General features: G+C 61.2%; 14 protein-coding genes. 9 read left to right on the top strand and 5 right to left on the bottom strand.

What is annotated here, in order from left to right:
• Positions 1-98 precede the first annotated feature (98 nt).
• Positions 99-1,406: a TFIIB-type zinc ribbon-containing protein gene (locus tag VFN25_RS07900; RefSeq protein ID WP_325140569.1), complete on the top strand. Its 1,308-nt coding sequence runs from the start codon at positions 99-101 to the stop codon at positions 1,404-1,406.
• Positions 1,406-1,675 carry a hypothetical protein gene (locus tag VFN25_RS07895; protein WP_325140568.1) on the top strand — a complete coding sequence of 90 codons (270 nt, stop codon included), beginning with the start codon at positions 1,406-1,408 and terminating at the stop codon, positions 1,673-1,675. The genes VFN25_RS07900 and VFN25_RS07895 overlap by 1 nt, the downstream gene beginning before the upstream one ends.
• On the opposite strand, the gene VFN25_RS07890 is transcribed toward VFN25_RS07895, so the two are convergent.
• Positions 1,668-1,898 carry a hypothetical protein gene (locus VFN25_RS07890; RefSeq protein WP_325140566.1) on the bottom strand — a complete coding sequence of 77 codons (231 nt, stop codon included), beginning with the start codon at positions 1,896-1,898 and terminating at the stop codon, positions 1,668-1,670. The genes VFN25_RS07895 and VFN25_RS07890 overlap by 8 nt on opposite strands.
• A gap of 97 nt (positions 1,899-1,995) precedes the next feature.
• Between VFN25_RS07890 and VFN25_RS07885 the strand changes: the two genes are divergently transcribed.
• On the top strand, positions 1,996-2,874 hold the full coding sequence (locus VFN25_RS07885; RefSeq protein ID WP_325140563.1) for a DMT family transporter: 879 nt from the start codon (positions 1,996-1,998) through the stop codon (positions 2,872-2,874).
• Positions 2,875-2,954: 80 nt separating this feature from the next.
• On the opposite strand, the gene VFN25_RS07880 is transcribed toward VFN25_RS07885, so the two are convergent.
• Positions 2,955-3,959, bottom strand: coding sequence for a glutathione S-transferase family protein (locus VFN25_RS07880; RefSeq protein ID WP_325140561.1), 1,005 nt, complete (start codon positions 3,957-3,959; stop codon positions 2,955-2,957).
• A 241-nt stretch (positions 3,960-4,200) separates the two neighbouring features.
• Between VFN25_RS07880 and VFN25_RS07875 the strand changes: the two genes are divergently transcribed.
• The 3 genes from VFN25_RS07875 to mgtE all read left to right on the top strand — a co-directional run bounded on the left by VFN25_RS07875 (position 4,201) and on the right by mgtE (position 8,153).
• Positions 4,201-5,481, top strand: coding sequence for a dicarboxylate/amino acid:cation symporter (locus tag VFN25_RS07875; protein WP_325140559.1), 1,281 nt, complete (start codon positions 4,201-4,203; stop codon positions 5,479-5,481).
• 40 nt (positions 5,482-5,521) lie between these two features.
• Positions 5,522-6,520 carry an NAD(P)H-quinone oxidoreductase gene (locus VFN25_RS07870; RefSeq protein WP_325140571.1) on the top strand — a complete coding sequence of 333 codons (999 nt, stop codon included), beginning with the start codon at positions 5,522-5,524 and terminating at the stop codon, positions 6,518-6,520.
• Between the two features lie 217 nt (positions 6,521-6,737).
• On the top strand, positions 6,738-8,153 hold the full coding sequence (mgtE, locus tag VFN25_RS07865) for a magnesium transporter (protein WP_325140556.1): 1,416 nt from the start codon (positions 6,738-6,740) through the stop codon (positions 8,151-8,153).
• A gap of 27 nt (positions 8,154-8,180) precedes the next feature.
• Here mgtE and putP read toward each other — a convergent pair whose 3' ends face one another.
• Positions 8,181-9,674, bottom strand: coding sequence for a sodium/proline symporter PutP (gene putP / locus VFN25_RS07860; protein ID WP_325140554.1), 1,494 nt, complete (start codon positions 9,672-9,674; stop codon positions 8,181-8,183).
• A 310-nt stretch (positions 9,675-9,984) separates the two neighbouring features.
• Here putP and VFN25_RS07855 point away from each other — a divergent pair, with 310 nt between their 5' ends.
• Positions 9,985-10,734, top strand: coding sequence for a glycerophosphodiester phosphodiesterase family protein (locus tag VFN25_RS07855; RefSeq protein ID WP_325140552.1), 750 nt, complete (start codon positions 9,985-9,987; stop codon positions 10,732-10,734).
• Positions 10,731-11,906, top strand: a complete 1,176-nt coding sequence (locus VFN25_RS07850; protein WP_325140550.1) for a glycerol-3-phosphate dehydrogenase/oxidase — start codon at positions 10,731-10,733, stop codon at positions 11,904-11,906. Before VFN25_RS07855 ends, VFN25_RS07850 begins: the two co-directional genes overlap by 4 nt.
• Positions 11,907-12,213: 307 nt before the next feature.
• Here VFN25_RS07850 and VFN25_RS07845 read toward each other — a convergent pair whose 3' ends face one another.
• Positions 12,214-14,121: a winged helix-turn-helix domain-containing tetratricopeptide repeat protein gene (locus VFN25_RS07845; RefSeq protein ID WP_414648898.1), complete on the bottom strand. Its 1,908-nt coding sequence runs from the start codon at positions 14,119-14,121 to the stop codon at positions 12,214-12,216.
• Positions 14,122-14,627: 506 nt separating this feature from the next.
• Here VFN25_RS07845 and VFN25_RS07835 point away from each other — a divergent pair.
• Positions 14,628-15,593, top strand: a complete 966-nt coding sequence (locus VFN25_RS07835; protein ID WP_325140544.1) for a hypothetical protein — start codon at positions 14,628-14,630, stop codon at positions 15,591-15,593.
• A gap of 247 nt (positions 15,594-15,840) precedes the next feature.
• Here the strand turns inward: VFN25_RS07835 and VFN25_RS07830 are convergent, their stop codons facing one another.
• Positions 15,841-16,353: an energy transducer TonB gene (locus VFN25_RS07830; protein WP_325140543.1), complete on the bottom strand. Its 513-nt coding sequence runs from the start codon at positions 16,351-16,353 to the stop codon at positions 15,841-15,843.
• Between the last annotated feature and the right edge of the window lie 211 nt (positions 16,354-16,564).

Below are 16,564 nucleotides of genomic sequence, written 5' to 3'. Positions count from 1 at the left end.
GCCAAGGAGATGCTCGATCTCGGTCTGATCACGCAGGTTGATTACGACGCAGCCAAAGCCAAGGCACTGGGTCTGTAAGCCGGAACTTCCAAACGACCATGTCGAAAACCAATAATCCGCCGCCGGTGCCGCCATACACCGGCCCGGGGTCGCCGCAGGACGTGCCGCCGGAACCGGGCAGCTTCCCGATCGACCCGGCCACCCTGCCCGAACCGATTCGCGATGAGTTGCTGGCACCCGATCCGGTCGCCATCGACACCGCTGCCGAAGAACTCAAGGACGGCCTCAACCGCTGCCCGAAATGCGGCTCGACCGAGATCCGCCAGAAGCCTGGCAGCGACCTGCTGATCTGCCTTTTTTGCCGCAACGAATGGCAAGGCGAGCGGGTTGAGGAGGAGTTCGGGCTTGGCGCTGGTCTTGATGAGCTCGAAGGCACGATCATCGCTTCCGGTGCGCGGGACATCGAGGCCGATGCCGCCGCCCTGATGACCTTCAAATGCACCGGCTGCGGCGCCGAAGTGACGGTCAATACCGAAAATGCGATGACCGCTCGCTGTCACTGGTGTCGCCACGTCTTCGGCGTCAACGAGCAAGTGGCCAACGGTGCGGTGCCCGACGCGGTGCTGCCCTTCCACATCAGGAAGGATGACGCGGTTGCACGCATCCGCCAGTTTGTCGGCAAGCGGCAAATGTTCGCGCTGAAGGAATTCAAGGAACAGTTCACGCCGGAAAACGTCATCGGCGTCTACCTGCCGTACATGATCGTCGATGGCAAGGCGAGCGTCGAAGTCGCCGGCCACGGCGAGATCGAAACGCGCCGTTACACGCAGGGCAGCGGCGACAAGAAAAAGACTTACTACGACGCCGACGTCTACCAGGTGGGCCGGCACGTCGACTTCACGGTTGACGACCTGCCGCTGGAATCTTCCAGCGAACGCGGCAATCTCGACATCGGCACCAACACCAACAACATCATCAACACGATTCTGCCGTTCGACACCAAGAATGCAGTGAAATGGAATGCTTCTTTCCTCGCCGGCTTCAGCTCGGAGAAGCGCGACCGCGACGTGGAACAACTGCGTCCGCATCTGGAAGATCAGTTGCTGTCGATCGCCCGCGCCCAAGTCGAGCAATCGGTCAGTCGCTACGATCGCGGCGTGCGCTGGGAACAGGAAGGCCTCGACGTGCACGGCACGCGTTGGGTGGCGATGTACCTGCCGGTATGGCTCTATTCCTACCACCAACCAGGCAGTAACGGTGGCCTGCTCCACTACATCGCGGTCAACGGTCGCACCGGCGAGACCATGGGCAGCGTGCCGGTGCAACAGTGGAAGTTGCTCACGGCGGCACTTACCGTCGGAACCATTCTCGAAGGTATTGCACTCTTGATTCTGGGAAACTCGTGATGAGCGACGATAGTGGACTCTGGCTGCTCGCACTCGGCCCGGCTGGCGCAGCCGGGTTGTACTGGATGTTGTACCGGTATTACCGCAATACCGACAAATCGCACGCCTACGAACGCGAAACTGCCGTCGACGCAAAACCGGTGACTGGCTCGGATCAGAAAGTCAACGAGATAAAAGGCACGCGCGAGACGCGGATACGTGGCGACAATGTGCGCGCCTATCGAAAGCGCGTGCAACGAATCCGGAGTGACACCAGCGAAGTCAGATAAAGATGGCGTTCACTGCCATCACAACTTCCATGCGACTCCAATGGCTCTGCGTCAGCCAACCACCCGATTGCGGCCCGCACAGCTCGAGAGTGATGGCAGAAACCAGGGTCAGCGAGGTAAGCGAAGGTGCATAGTGGCCGCGCACAATGGCGAACGCATTGCCGGCAAGCAGCAAGATGACGCCGAGCGAACTCACTGCCAGCGTGGCATCGCCATGCGGCATGTGATTGATCGTGACAGGCAAAGCCGGGCCAACACCGACCGCTTGCCATCTTCCGCGAGCCGCTAGAATTGCCAGCCCACCTTCGACAAATCCCTCCATGCCAAGCCGTTCGCCGCAACGAGGCGCGCTGTTCGCGCTGTTCGCCACCATCCTGATCTGGGCTTACAGCTGGGTGGTGATGAAACAGGTGCTGGCCTATGCCGGGCCATTCGACTTTGCCGCCTTGCGTTATCTGCTCGGCGCTGCGGTTCTGTTCGGGGCCTTGCTGCTGTCGCGACAATCGCTGCGACCACCGCCGCTAGCGCTGACGGCTTTGATCGGGCTATGTCAGACCGCAGCGTTCCAGGGGCTGGAGCAGTGGGCGCTAATCGACGGCGGCGCCGGCCACGTTTCCCTGCTCGCCTACACGATGCCGTTTTGGGCGGTGCTGCTGGCGTGGTTGCTGTTGGGTGATCGGCCAACCCCTCGCCATTGGCTGGGCGTGGGCCTCGCGGCGATCGGTCTGATTTGCATTATCGAACCGTGGAAGGAACTGGGTAGCGCCTTGAGCACGACGCTGGCAATCGTCGGTGGTGGTGCATGGGCGGCGGGCACGGTGCTGAGCAAACGCATGTTTCAGCGCCACGCGCCATCGGTGCTCAATCTGACCGCATGGCAAATGCTGATTGGTGGCGTGGCACTGGGCGTGGTTGCGCTGCTCGTACCAGAACGCGAGATCGACTGGTCGCTCGCCTTTATCGGTGGGCTGACCTACAGCGTCTTGATGGCCTCAAGCCTGGCCTGGTGGCTTTGGTCGATTGTGTTGCAGCGACTGCCGACCACGGTCGCCAGCGTCTCCAGCCTGGGCGTGCCGATCGTCAGTGTCTTGCTGGCATGGCTGATCCTGCACGAGCAGCCTTCACTCATGGCGCTGATCGGCATGGCGTTCGTGCTGGCCGGTTTGGTGGCGGTCAGCGGGATCGGGCGCAGGTCTTGAGTCAGGAGGAGGCAGACTCGTTTGCCTCCACTCGCGCTCGTCATTCGATGGCATCCATAAACAGCGCAACGACGGCCTGATCAGATTCCGCGAATTTCCCGCTTGCCCAGGCGCTCGCGATCATGCGGCGCGCTGAAGTCGAAGACCGGGCCGAGCGAGACGATCCCATGCGGGTTGATCGTCGGGTGGCTGCGAAAATAATGGTGACGGATGTGGTCCATGTGGACGGTTTCGGCCACTCCGGGCATCTGGTAAATGTCGCGCAGCAAACCATTGAGGTTGGGATAGTCGGCGATGCGTTTCCGGTCGCATTTGAAATGTGTCACGTACACAGCATCGAACCGCACCAACGTCGTCCACAAACGCAGATCGGCTTCGGTCAGGGTGTTGCCGAGCAGATAGCGACTCTCGCCGAGTCGCCGTTCCAGATCTTCAAGTGTTTCGAACAGCGCCGACGCTGCCTCGTCATAGGCGACCTGGGTGGTGCAGAAACCGGCCCGGTAGACGCCGTTGTTGACGTTCTCGTAGATCGTTTCGTTGATGGCGTCGATTCCTGCGAGCAAATCGTCCGGGCAGTAATTTCCGGGACGCGCGCCCACCTCGTTGAACGCCGTGTTCAACATGCGGATGATCTCGGAAGATTCATTGTTGACGATGGTCTCGCCTTGCTTGTCCCACAGCGTTGGCACGGTCACGCGTCCGCTGTAGCGCGGGTCGGCCTTCAGGTAGAGCTGGTAGACCTTGTCGAGTCCGTAAAGCAGATCACCGGTAGCGGCGTCGAAATCCGTGCGCAGCTCCCAGCCATTCTCGAGCATCAGCGGGTGCACCACGGATACGCCAATGTGTTGCTCCAGGCCTTTCCATGCGCGCATCAGCAGGGTCCGGTGCGCCCATGGACAGGCGTAGGACACATACAAGTGATAACGACCGCTTTCCGCCTTGAAGCCATCCTTGCCACTCGGCCCCGCCTTGCCGTCGGCGGTAATCCAGTTGCGGAACTGGCTCTTGGAACGTTCGAACCGGCCACCGCTATCCTTGGTGTCGTACCACTCGTCCCGCCATTGCCCATCCACCAAAAGTCCCATGATCTTCGTCTCGTCGATTGCTGCGATGAGCTCAGGGTATCAGGTCGGCAAGGCCGGGAAATCCGCACAGTCGATGCAGCCCCACGCAATCATCCGCAAGCGGTGGCTAACACGCATGCCGGTCGAAATCACGACTCCCGCTTGACCGGCGATGGCGCTACCATGGCCAGCCCGAGACGCGCGCGCTGGACCTGATGTTCAAGCGGACGTGTGTCACCATCATCACTTCAGGGAGATAACCATGCCGCTGCATACGCGCATGCTGATCGGGTTTGTCGTGGGTCTGGTCGGCGGCATTCTTGCCAATCTATTCGCCGCCGATTCGGCATGGCTGGAAACTTTCATCCATTACGTCAGCGAGCCGGCAGGTCAGATTTTCCTGCGTTTGCTGTTCATGCTCGTGGTGCCGCTGGTGTTTTCCGCGCTGGTGCTTGGGGTGAGTGAAATCGGCGATATCCGCACACTCGGGCGCATCGGCAAACGCACTCTGCTGTGGATCGTCCTGGTCACCGGCATCGCCGTTTCGATCGGCTATCTGATGGTCACCACGTTCCAGCCAGGTCGCGGCCTGTCGCCGGAAGTCGCGGCGCAGATGCAAGTCGAGCACGCGGAGGTTGTCGGTACCAAACTCGAGAGCGCCGCGAATATCAGCGGCGTCGACATGATCGTGCACATCGTCCCGGACAATCCATTGCGTTCAGCCGTGCAAGGTGACTTGATCGGCGTGATGTTCTTTGGCCTGCTGGTCGGCATTGCGATCGTGGTGCTGCGCACAGATGGCACGCGCACCTTCCTCGGCATGGTGCAGGGCTTGTACGACATCAGCATCCTGCTCATCGACTGGATCATCAAGCTGGCGCCGTGGGCGGTCGCAGCGCTGCTGTTCACCCTCACGGCACGCCTCGGCTATGACGTACTCGCGCAACTCGGGAGCTACGTGCTGGTTGTCGCAGGGGGACTCGCGATCCACATGTTCATCGTGTTTCCGTTGCTGCTCAAGTTTCTCGGCAAGACCAGCCCGCTCGCCTTTTTCAAGGCCGCGCGACCAGCGATCCTGACCGCGCTGTCGACGTCATCGAGCAGCGCCACGCTGCCGACGACGCTGATGGTTGCCGAGGAGAACCTCGGCATTCCGCATTACGTGGGACGCTTCGTGTGCACCCTGGGTGCTACCGCCAACATGAATGGCACGGCGCTGTTCGAAGGCGTCACCGTATTGTTTCTGGCCCAGTTCTTCGGTGTGGAACTCGCATTCAGTCAGCAGATCATGATCTTGTTCCTGTGTGTATTCGGATCCATCGGCGCAGCCGGTGTGCCGGGAGGTTCACTGCCGGTCATCGCCATGATCATGACCATGTTCGGCATTCCCGCCGAAGGTATCGGCATCATTCTCGGCGTCGATCGCCTGCTCGATGCGCTGCGCACGACGATCAACGTGACCGGCGATCTGGCTGGTTCGATGGTCATCGCGCGGTTCGAGGATCCGGATCATGCAGCCGCGATACCGGTGGCCGGGAGCTGATACCCGGGAGCCTCAAGCAAACGGAGTCCCCATGGCCACCATGCACGCCATTGAAATCATCCGCCCTGGCGACGCGAACGTGCTGCAACCGACCGAGCGCGCCATCCCGCGCCCCGGGCCGGGCGAAGTGCTGATCAAGGTTGCGGCCTCCGGTGTCAATCGTCCGGATGTGTCTCAACGCCAGGGCCATTACGCGCCGCCGCCGGGTGCTTCCGATCTGCCCGGACTGGAAGTGGCCGGTGAACTGATCGACGGTGATTTCGGTGTCGACAACCCGTTCGATCTCAAGCGCGGCGATGCCGTCTGCGCCCTGCTCGCCGGAGGCGGCTATGCCGAGTACGTTGTGGCACCGCTGGCGCAATGCCTGCCGGTTCCCTGCGGGCTTTCCCTCGTTGAAGCAGCGGCGCTGCCGGAAAACTTTTTCACGGTATGGAGCAACGTGTTCGACCGCGGCCGTCTCGGAACCACGCCTGATGGCACGAAGGAATCGCTGCTCGTGCAAGGTGGCTCCAGCGGTATTGGCGTCACCGCCATCCAGCTTGCTCATGCATTTGGCCATCCGGTATTTGCCACCGCCGGCAATGCCGAGAAATGTGCTGCCTGCGAAAAGCTCGGCGCCCACGCAATCAACTATCGCGAGCAGGATTTCGTCGAGGAAGTGAAACGGCACACCAATGGCCGCGGCGTGGATGTGATTCTGGACATGGTCGCCGGCGACTACGTAGCCCGCGAGCTTGGCCTGCTCGCCGAAGAAGGTCGACTGGTGTTTATCGCCGTTCTCGGTGGCAGGCATGCCGACATCGATGCCATGCTGATCATGCTGCGTCGACTGACCCTCACCGGCTCCACGTTGCGCGCACGTTCCATTGCGTTCAAGGCGGCGCTGGCCAGGCAACTGCACCAGCACGTATGGCCGCTACTGGAATCCGGCAAGGTCAGGCCGGTGATCCATCAGGTGTTTCCGGCACGCGAGGCCGCCAGGGCCCACAGGTTGATGGAAAGCAGCGAGCACATCGGGAAAATCATGCTGCAGTGGTAAGTGTGCGGCGCATCGCACGCTCGCCCCATTCCGCGCGCAGACCTCGCCATGACGCCAAGCTCATTGTGTTGAACAGGGTCGAGTGATTCGACCTCCGGCAAGACATCGGCGTCCTCCTGGTTCGACCCGTAAACTGTAGCAACGCCGTGTTGATTTCCGGCGTGCTTGAAGATTGCCTTCCATGGCCTCCGCCATGGCCCCAACAGGAATGAATTTTGTGACCACGACACCATCCAATCTGACCCCATCGCCACGCGATGCGTACGATGACGAGCACTTTGATGCCGACCTTGCCGCCGAAATCATTGCGAGCTGCCTTGAACGCGGCGATTCCGCCACCCTGACCAATTGGTTCGCGGAAGGTCTGGCCGTCGATATCGCCGATGCGCTGGACCGCCTGCAGCCGGCGCAACTGGCGGCAGCGTTGCTGCTGATCCCGGTCGACGAGCAGGCCAGCATCTTCGGCTACTTGCCGCTGGGGCGGCAGACCCAGTTGGTCGCGGGCATGTCGCGAGCGGCTGTCATCTCGCTACTGGAACGCATGTCCTCCGACGAACGTGCTGACCTGTTCAACACCTTGCCCGCAGGCCGCGAAGCGATCCTGCCGGCGCTGGCCCAGGCCCAGCGCGAGGACATCCGCAAATTGGCCAGCTACGAGAAGGGCAGCGTTGGCGCAATCATGAATTCGCAGTACGCGACGCTGACCCCGGAGCTCACCGTCGCCGAGGCAATCGATGAGCTGCGTCGCGTCGCGCCTGACAGTGAAACGATCTACAACGCGTATGTGATCGACGAACAGCGCCGTCTGGTTGGCGTGACCACACTGCGCCGTCTGATCCTGATGCCAGCGACGACCCGAGTGGGCGAGATGATGAAGTCCAATCCCGTCACCGCGTTTGTCGACGATGAGCAGAGCCTCGCGGCGGAAAAGATTGCGCGTTACGATTTCATCGCCCTGCCCGTCATCGATCGGCAACGTCAGATGGTCGGCATCGTCACCGCCGACGATGCGATGGATGTCATGGAAGACGAGGTGACCGAGGACTTCCAGAAATCAGGCGGCTCGCTTGGCGCGTGGCCGTTGCGCATGAAGGACGCGACGATTGGTTTGCTGTATCGCAAGCGCGTGTTCTGGCTGGTCCTGCTGGTGTTTGCCAATATTTTCTCCGGCGCCGGCATCGCCCACTTTGAAGAATTGATCGCCGCCAACGTGGCCCTGGTATTTTTCCTGCCGCTGCTGATAGACAGCGGCGGCAATGCCGGCTCGCAGTCCGCCACACTGATGGTGCGCGCGTTGGCCACGGGTGATGTGCACATGCGTGACTGGGCCAGCATGCTCGGTCGCGAACTGCTGGTTGCAGCCCTGCTCGGCCTGACCATGGCCATTGCGGTGAGTGCCCTTGGCGTGGTGCGCGCCGGGCCGACGATCGCATTGGTGGTGGCCTTGACGATGCAGATCGTGGTCATCGTCGGTAGTCTCATTGGCATGTCGTTGCCGTTTCTGCTCAGTCACTTCAAGGCAGACCCGGCCGCAGCCAGCTCGCCGCTGATCACCACCATTGCCGACGCCAGCGGCATCTTTATCTACTTCGCGATTGCCAGCCAGGTACTGCCGGGACTGGCCAGTGCCTGACGCGTGACGCCGCCAATGAAAAGCTGCCTACTGCACGGGGGCCGGCCGATACTCGATCTGGCCGGCGCTGGCCAGACTGACGAAATAGATGGCGATCCACGCGGCGGCGAAACCCGGGATGATTTCGTAAACGCCGGATCCACCCATGAAACTCTCGTTCCAGCCCAAGGCGATCCAGGCCATCACGGTCAGCGCACCCACGACCAGACCAGCGACCGCTCCGGTACCGGTCATGCGTCGCCAGGTCAGACCCAGCACGATCAGCGGGCCGAACGCGGCACCGAAACCCGCCCACGCGTGGCTGACCAGTCCGAGCACCTTGGAGTTGGGGTCCCACGCGATGACGGCGGCAACGATGCCGACCAGCAACACGCTTGCGCGACTGACCAGAACCGCTTCCTTTTCACCGGCCTCCTTGCGCAGAAACAATCGATAGAAATCTTCGGTCAGCGACGATGAAGCAACCAGCAACTGACTGGAAATGGTACTCATCACCGCCGCCAGCAGCGCGGCAAACAGGAAGCCGGTGACCAGCGGGTGGAACAGCATGTCGGCGAGGACGATGAAGATCGTCTCGGGATCGGCAACCTCAATCCCGTTGCGCAGCGCATAAGCACGCCCGAACACACCCAGGCTGACCGCGCCGACCACGGAAATAACCATCCACGACATGCCGATGTTGCGCGCCCTGGGTACTTCCCCGAGCGAGCGAATGGCCATGAAGCGCACGATGATGTGTGGCTGTCCGAAGTAGCCCAGGCCCCACGCCATGGCCGACAGAAAGCCGACCACGGTCAGCCCGGAAAACCATGACAGGTAGTTCGGATCCAGCGTCGCAAGCGTTTCCGACGCCTGCGCCACGCCGCCACCACCCGCTCCGTAAAGCACCACCACGGGCATGATGATCAATGCCACCATCATGATCACGCCCTGGCAGAAATCGGTAAGGCTGACGGCAAGAAAGCCGCCGACCACCGTGTACACAAGCACCACCGCAAGCGTCAGCGACACACCCGTCGCATAGGTACTCATCGGACTGGACTGGAATACCGTACTGAACGCACTTTCGGCGAGTTTGCCGCCAGCCACCAGGCCCGACGCCGTGTACACGGAAAAGAACACCACGATGATCACCGCCGAGACGATGCGCAGCGCCATGGCCCTGCTGGGAAACCGGTTGGCGAGAAATTGTGGAATGGTCAGGCTGTTGTCGTAGCGCTCGGTCTGCTCGCGCAGGCGCGGTGCAACCACGATCCAGTTCACCAGTGCGCCGAGGGTCAGGCCGATACCGATCCAGGCCGAGGCCAGACCGGTGATGAACAGCGCTCCGGGCAAACCCAGCAGCAGCCAGCCGCTCATGTCGGATGCGCCGGCAGACAATGCCGCGACGGCCGGTGAAAGCTTGCGTCCGCCGAGGATATATTCTTCGGAAGACGCGGTTGAATTGCGGTAGGCGTAGAAGCCGATGGCAATCATCAACGCGAAATAGAGACCCAAACTGATCCAGACACCACTCGCCATAAAACCCCGCTTTGCAAAACTTGTGGGCTTGCGCCCAGAACTCATCAGTCAATCACAACCGGTGGCGCAGAATCAAATGGAACCGGCACGACATGGCTCGATATCGAAGCATCTCGGAAATTCTGCCGACTGGTTTGCGTGAGCCAGCAAGAACACGCGGCGGTTGTGGCGATGCCCCTGACCATCATTGGTGAAAGCCCCCGCCCTTCCTCGTCCGAATCGGCCTGCAAGCCGTCCACGGGACGCCCGAGCAGGTGGATTAGCCACATGCTGATAAGATGAAAAAAACTACAGGAATCGTGGAACATCCATGGGCGTGCAGACTCTCCCGGAGCTGGTCGGTCATCGCGGATGGCCGGTGCGCTTTCCTGAAAATTTCCTCGAAGGCTTCGCCGCCGCCGTCAGCGCCGGTGCGTGCTGGCTTGAATGCGACGTGCAGGTCAGCGCCGATGGCGTGCCATTCGTTTGTCATGATGTTTCGCTGAAACGCACCGCCAATCTGGATCGCGACATTACGCATATGCGTGCGACCGAACTCGATGTGGTCAGCATCGGCGAGCGCCAGCGTTTCGGCGAACAGCATGCCGGGGCCAGACTGCCGAGGCTTGACGCGCTGATTGCCTGGCTTGAAAGCCAGTCCCACGTCACGCTCTTTGTGGAAATCAAGCGCGAGAGCCTGCTCCATCACGGCACGGCGGCCGTGGTTGGCAGGGTCATGGATGAGCTCCGCGTCGCGCCGGGGCAATGCAGCGTGATTTCATTCGATCATGATTGCCTTGTGCACGCGCGCAACCTGGGCGCGCCAACCATCGGCTGGGCCGTGGAAAGTGTCACTGATGAAATTCGTCGCCTGGCCAAGGCGCTGAATCCGGATTACCTGTTTACCGATGAGCGTGTCTTCGCCGACATCCACGCGGCCCTGCCAGGCCCCTGGCAGTGGGTGCCCTATCACACCGAGGATGCGCGGCGCGCCATGGAGCTGGCACGTCACGGCGCGACGCTGGTGGAAACCAATGACATCGGCGGCCTGCTGCAAGCAGCGGAATTTATCCAGACATGAGCGAGCGCTACGACCTGGTGATCGTTGGCGCCGGAATCCATGGTGTCGGCATCGCCCAGGCGGCGGCCGCGGGAGGCCAGCGCGTGCTGGTGCTGGAAAAGCAATCCATCGCCGCAGGCACCTCCAGCCGTTCGAGCAAGCTGATTCATGGCGGCCTGCGCTATCTGGAGCAATTCGATCTCAAGCTGGTACGCGAATGCCTGCGCGAGCGGGAATTGCTTCTGCGCCTCGCGCCACGACTGGTGCATCTGACGCCGTTTTATATCCCGGTCTACGCGCACACCCGCCGCCGACCCTGGCAGGTGCGTTTGGGGCTGAGTCTGTATGCCTTGCTTGGCGGGCTGCGCGCGCACGCGCGCTTTCAGGCGCTGCCGCGCGATCGCTGGAATACGCTCAACGGCCTCGCCGGCGAAGGCCTGCAAGCGGTGTTCCAGTATGCCGATGCGCAGACCGACGATGCGGCGCTGGTGCGCGCCGTCATGGCCTCGGCCACGCGTCTCGGCGCGGAGCTGCGCATGCCGGCCACCTTTGTACAGGCGACCCTGCACGCGGATGGCTGCGAGGTCACATTTACCTGCAACGATACCGAGCACACCGTGCGAGCCAGTGTTCTGGTCAATGCCGCCGGCCCCTGGGTTGATCAGGTGGCTGCCGCTATTTCGCCAGCGCAACCGCGACCCGCAATCGATCTGGTGCAAGGCACCCACCTCATTCTGGATGAGGCCGTCTCGGACAGCATCTTTTACGTCGAAGCGCCACAGGATGGTCGCGCCATCTTCATCATGCCCTGGCACGATCAGACCACCCTGGTCGGCACCACGGAGACCGTGTTCACCGGCGACGATCCCGCGCGGGTTGAGCCGCAACCTGGCGAGCAGCAGTATCTGCTTGACGTGGTGCAGCACTATTTTCCGCAGACCCGGGCGAGCATTCAAAGCAGCTTTGCCGGCGTACGCGTGTTGCCCGCAGGTCCGGGCGGCGCGTTTGGTCAATCGCGGGAAATCCTGTTTGTCACCGACCGGCGGCGGCAACCCCGCGTACTTGGCGTATATGGCGGCAAGCTGACCTCCTATCGCGCCGACGCACAGCAGGCCTTGCGCCATCTGGCCGACGCCTTGCCGACCCGTCGACCGCTCGCCGATACGCGCGAGTTGCCGCTCGAGCCTGTGTGATCGGGATCGGCGAATCAGGGTCATCACGGCACAAGATCGGCAAGATCGGGACAGCCACCATTCCGCCAATCTCCTGCCCGTTCTGTCAGCAACAACCTGCAGACAACGGAATATCGAGCGTTTGTGCGCCCCGCCATTCCACCTTCGACGCACCTCAAGCGGCTCCGGATCAATCAGCCTGTACGCGAAGTCGGCCAGCCTCCAGACCTGGCCGGAAAAACAGCCCAGCGCACAAGAAGGCAATGCCGGATTGCCCCTTCCTGTGGTGTCCGAAAAATCAGGAATGGCCCCGCCTGACCGCGGATTTTCAATGCTGTAATGCCAGACCCCGAACCTTCTTCATATCCTTTCCTGCGGTCTTGCCGAGGGCTGCGGTGCGGATCTGGTCGATGCTCAGTGCTTCGCTTTCGCTAGGCGGTGGCAATCCCAGTTTCCTGCAGAAGGCGATGAACTGCGGATCATCGCGGAAACGCAGGAGGAAAGGGTCATCAAGCAGGAAAAGTGCGCGGGAGGGGTTCCCCGCCACGGCACGCTCCAGCCATTCCAGCGCATGGCCGGCATCGCCGCGGAGCGCATAGATCTGGGCAACCTTGTAACGGTTGTCGTTGCCGTCGCTGCCACGCATCTGCTCGACCCATGTGGTGTCGGCGAGCATGTCATCCAGCCATTTGTCGGCCATCTCGCGATCCGGCCCGATCTGCGCCGCCAGCGTCATGTACACGCGGTCATGCGGCGACGCCTGCCTGGCAATCTCCAGCGCGGCGTTTGCATCGTCACGCAACGCGGCGAGTTTCAGGTGATCCAACGGGTGCGGCCCGGACAATTCCTCGCTGGTGCGCAGATACTTCTCCGCCTCGTCGAGCCGCCCGGTCGCCGCCAGCAATTTCGCGTAGTGGAAATAGTTGACGGGGTACAACGGTTCGATCGAAAGGAGGCGCTCCCTGAGCTGGATCGCCTCCCCCAGTCTTCCAATACCGGCCAGCGTATATCCGCAGCCATTGAGGACCATGCTATCGCGCGGCGCCAGCTGCAAGGCGCGGTGGCACTCGACCAGGGCGCCGCGGTGATCGAAACTGTAGAACTGCAGGAAGGCGTTCGCGGCGTGGGCCGGGCCCAGTCCGGGCGCCAGTTGCAGCGCCTTGTCCGCCGCGAGGCGCGCCTTGTGCATGTGTTCGCGGACGACTGCAGGGGACTCGTTCCAGAACGCGGCGACGGTACTCCACGATCCCGACAGGTGCGCCCATGCCACCGCATAGCCCGGATCGAGTTGCACGGCCCTGGTCATGTACTCGGCTGCCCCGGGGAAATCCAGTTCGTGCCAAAGCTTCAAGCCCTGCAGATAGGCGTTGTAGGCGTCGATGCTGCCGCTCGGGGGGCGGTCGTCCTGGATCGAGGCTTGTTGTGTCGAAAGCAGTTTCACGTGCAGGGCGTTGCTGATCGCCATCGTGATTTCGTCCTGCAGGGCGAACAGATCCTTGTAGGGTCGGTCGTAACGGCCCGTCCACATCGTGCGGCCGTCTGCCGTGGAGACCAGTTCGGTGCGGATGCGCACGGTATCGCCGGCACGCTGCACACTGCCGCTGACCAGATAGGCGACGCCCAGCCTGGCGCCGATGGCGCCGCTGCCATCCCTGGAGTCGCGGAATTGAAACGAGGAGATGCGACCGATCACGTGCAACCCCTCGAATTTCGATAGCGCTTCGATAAGGTTTTCCGAAACGCCGTCGGCGAAGAATTGCTGTTCGGGGTCGCCGCTCGCGTTCACCAGTGGCAGCACGGCGATGCCGGACGCTCTCGACAAATCCGGCGTCGACGATTGCCGCCACAAGATCGCTGCGGCGAGGACGACCGCGGCGCCGAACGTCACGATCAGGCCCCAACGCGCTCGACCAGGCACTCCTTTCTGATTCCGGTCGCGCGCCTTGTCACCGGCACGTCGTTCCTGACGCGGGCCGGCCCCATCCAGCGCTCGGAATCTCTCATCGCCGCTTTCCGCCGGCTCTGACCCGAAAGTCTGCTCACGAAGCTCGTCAACCGCGACATCAAAGATATATCCCCGCCGCGAAACCGTGCGAACAATCTTCTGCTCGTGATCATCGAGTGCGCGCCGGATATCGACCAGGCACTGGGTGATCGAGGCGTCGGTGACAATCGCATTGCCCCAGATGGCATCGAGCAGCTCATGCTTGGTGATCAGCCGCCCGCGATTCTCCACAAGATAGCGCAGGACTTCGTAGGATTTGGGTCGCAGTTTCAGCTCGGCTTCACCGCGCAAGAGAGCACCGCTGGAAACATTCAGCGTGAACTGACCGAATCTGAAGCCATGCAGCCCATTGGAAGCCGACATGCGCGAATCCTGTCCGTTATGCGAATTGGACGCCATTCCTGGCGGTCCGGTACCACCTGCCTGGCGGAGTATGAACGAAGCGCAGGTGAAGCAAGCGCCGATCCAGGCGACTTTGTGCCGCTGCAGGCAAATCCATAGCAAAAATTTTGCATCCTGATCGCCGAAATGTCACCAATCGATAGTCGTTGCGCTCGTTCATTGGGCTAGCGTGGTTGGCGCCACTTCCGATCCCTCCTCTCCAGCCTGAACAGCTCGCATGCATCGGCACAAGAGGATTGACGGGCCCGAAGCGGCGAACACAACGGGAAGGCGATGCCAATCGCAGTGGTCTCGGCATCGTGGATTCCCGGACATTCATCCATCAGGAGGACATCATGAACGGCAAATCGGGAATCCGGCCCCTGGCTTTCATTATTTCGACCGTTTCAATGCTGGGCGCGGTTGGCCCATCAACCGCCGCGCCCATTCAGAACGCGCAGAACGCACCGAGCGACGAGATCGCCCTCGGCAATTTTTCCGCCTGGGGAGTCGCAGTAGCGGAGCAAGACATCAATGATCCGGCTGCGGGCGATGGCTGTCCCATCGAATCCCCGGACGGTATGCGCCTCTTCATCGCGTCAAACCGGGCCGGAACGCTCGGTGCCAACGACATCTGGGTTTCCCATCGCATGAGCAAGGTGACTGCCTGGAGCACCCCACAAAATCTGGGTGCACCGGTCAACGGTGTAACGGCCGATTTCTGCCCAACGCCAATCAACGACCAGTGGCTGTTCTTCGTTTCCGAGCGGAGCGGGCCTGAAACCTGCGCTGCCGGCCCGGGCAGTGGCGACATGTACCTTGTCCATATCGATCCAGACAAGGGTTGGGGCGAACCGGAGCACCTGGGTTGTGCCGAGGACGGCGAAGGGCCGAATACAACAGGGACGGAATACAGCCCGTCGTGGCTAACCACCTGGCTCGGCGCGCAACTGTACTTCTCGAGCAACGGCTACAACGGCAATATGGATATCTACTACAGCAGCGTGCGCTGGAATGGCGAATTTGGCCCGGCCAATCGAGTTGACCGTCTGAATACCGAATTTGACGATCGCATGCCCAATGTTCGCCGGGATGGTCGCGAGATCGTCTTCAGTTCGAATCGCCCGGGAGGCTATGGAGGCCAGGACGTTTACATCTCCACTCGGCGATCCGTGTTTCATCCATGGTCGGCACCGGTCAATGCAGGGCCAAACATCAATACCGCCGGCAACGAAACACGCGCATCGCTATCCGGTGATGGCACGCGCCTTCATTTCGGCCGTGATGGCGAGATCTACGTAAGCAGTCGCTCCAGCGACTAATCGAGTGGTTGGAGAACCCTGCAATCCGATGCGAAACAGGAAGCGGACACGATAAGTCGATCCGCTTCTTCCGTACATTGCGACAAGATCGGGCAAGGCCAGGATCGGGACAGCCACAATTCCGTGATCCTTCGACCGACGAATGCTACAAATATGGACCTCCCCCGTGCTTGCTCGCATTGTGGTGTCCGGGAAATCAGGGGTGGTCCAGGGCGCCCCGGTTGTGTGGATGTCGTTGCTACGCTTGCTACGGGCCGAGATTGAACTCGACGGGCACTAAAACATATCCGCGAATTGCGCTTCCGTTTTTCATGCCGGGGTTGAAAGCCCATGTTTTGACGGCCGTGATTGCTGAACGATCGAGGTCTTCATATCCGCTCGATTTTTCCAGAAGGATTTCCTCGGGGTTGCCGTCTGGGCCAACCAGGACTTTCAGGATCACCTTGCCTTCCATTCGCTCACGCACCGCCTGAACCGAGTACTTTGGGCGTTGCTTGCGTCGGTATTCAAGGATCTCGCTCGGCGCGCTATCCACTGGTGGACTCGGCAGTGCAGGCGACTCGATCGGTGGGCCACCCTCAGCTTGTGAAGCAGCGGATTCAGGTTGTGCAGCAGATGTCGAACCGGGAGCACTGCCATCGCAGCCCGCAAAGAGGAAGCAAAGCAACAGCGGCGACCAAAACAGACGCTCTCGAATACTTCTGATCAAGTGATTCCCCTCGTTTATGTCCAAAGGCGCAATAACACCCTGCTCTGCCATTGCCTTTGGGGCTATCCGCGATTTACCCGAACGGTTGAAATTCAAAATTCAAGACCTGACCCCGAAGTTTCTATTATTTGATGCGCGATGGCGGTACGTTCGACGTAAAGCGCGCTTTCGGTTAACTGTTATGCCGGTGACGACAAGCCCGCAACGGGGTTGGATGCAAACCATCAGACCTGAATGGCTGTCGCCGCCGGCGCCGTGTTCG

This window comes from Dokdonella sp. (genome assembly GCF_035703485.1).
In the GTDB taxonomy this organism is placed as follows: Bacteria; Pseudomonadota; Gammaproteobacteria; order Xanthomonadales; family Rhodanobacteraceae; genus Dokdonella.
Note: the sequence above shows the minus strand (reverse complement) of the source record. Positions and strands in the feature narration are given on the sequence as shown.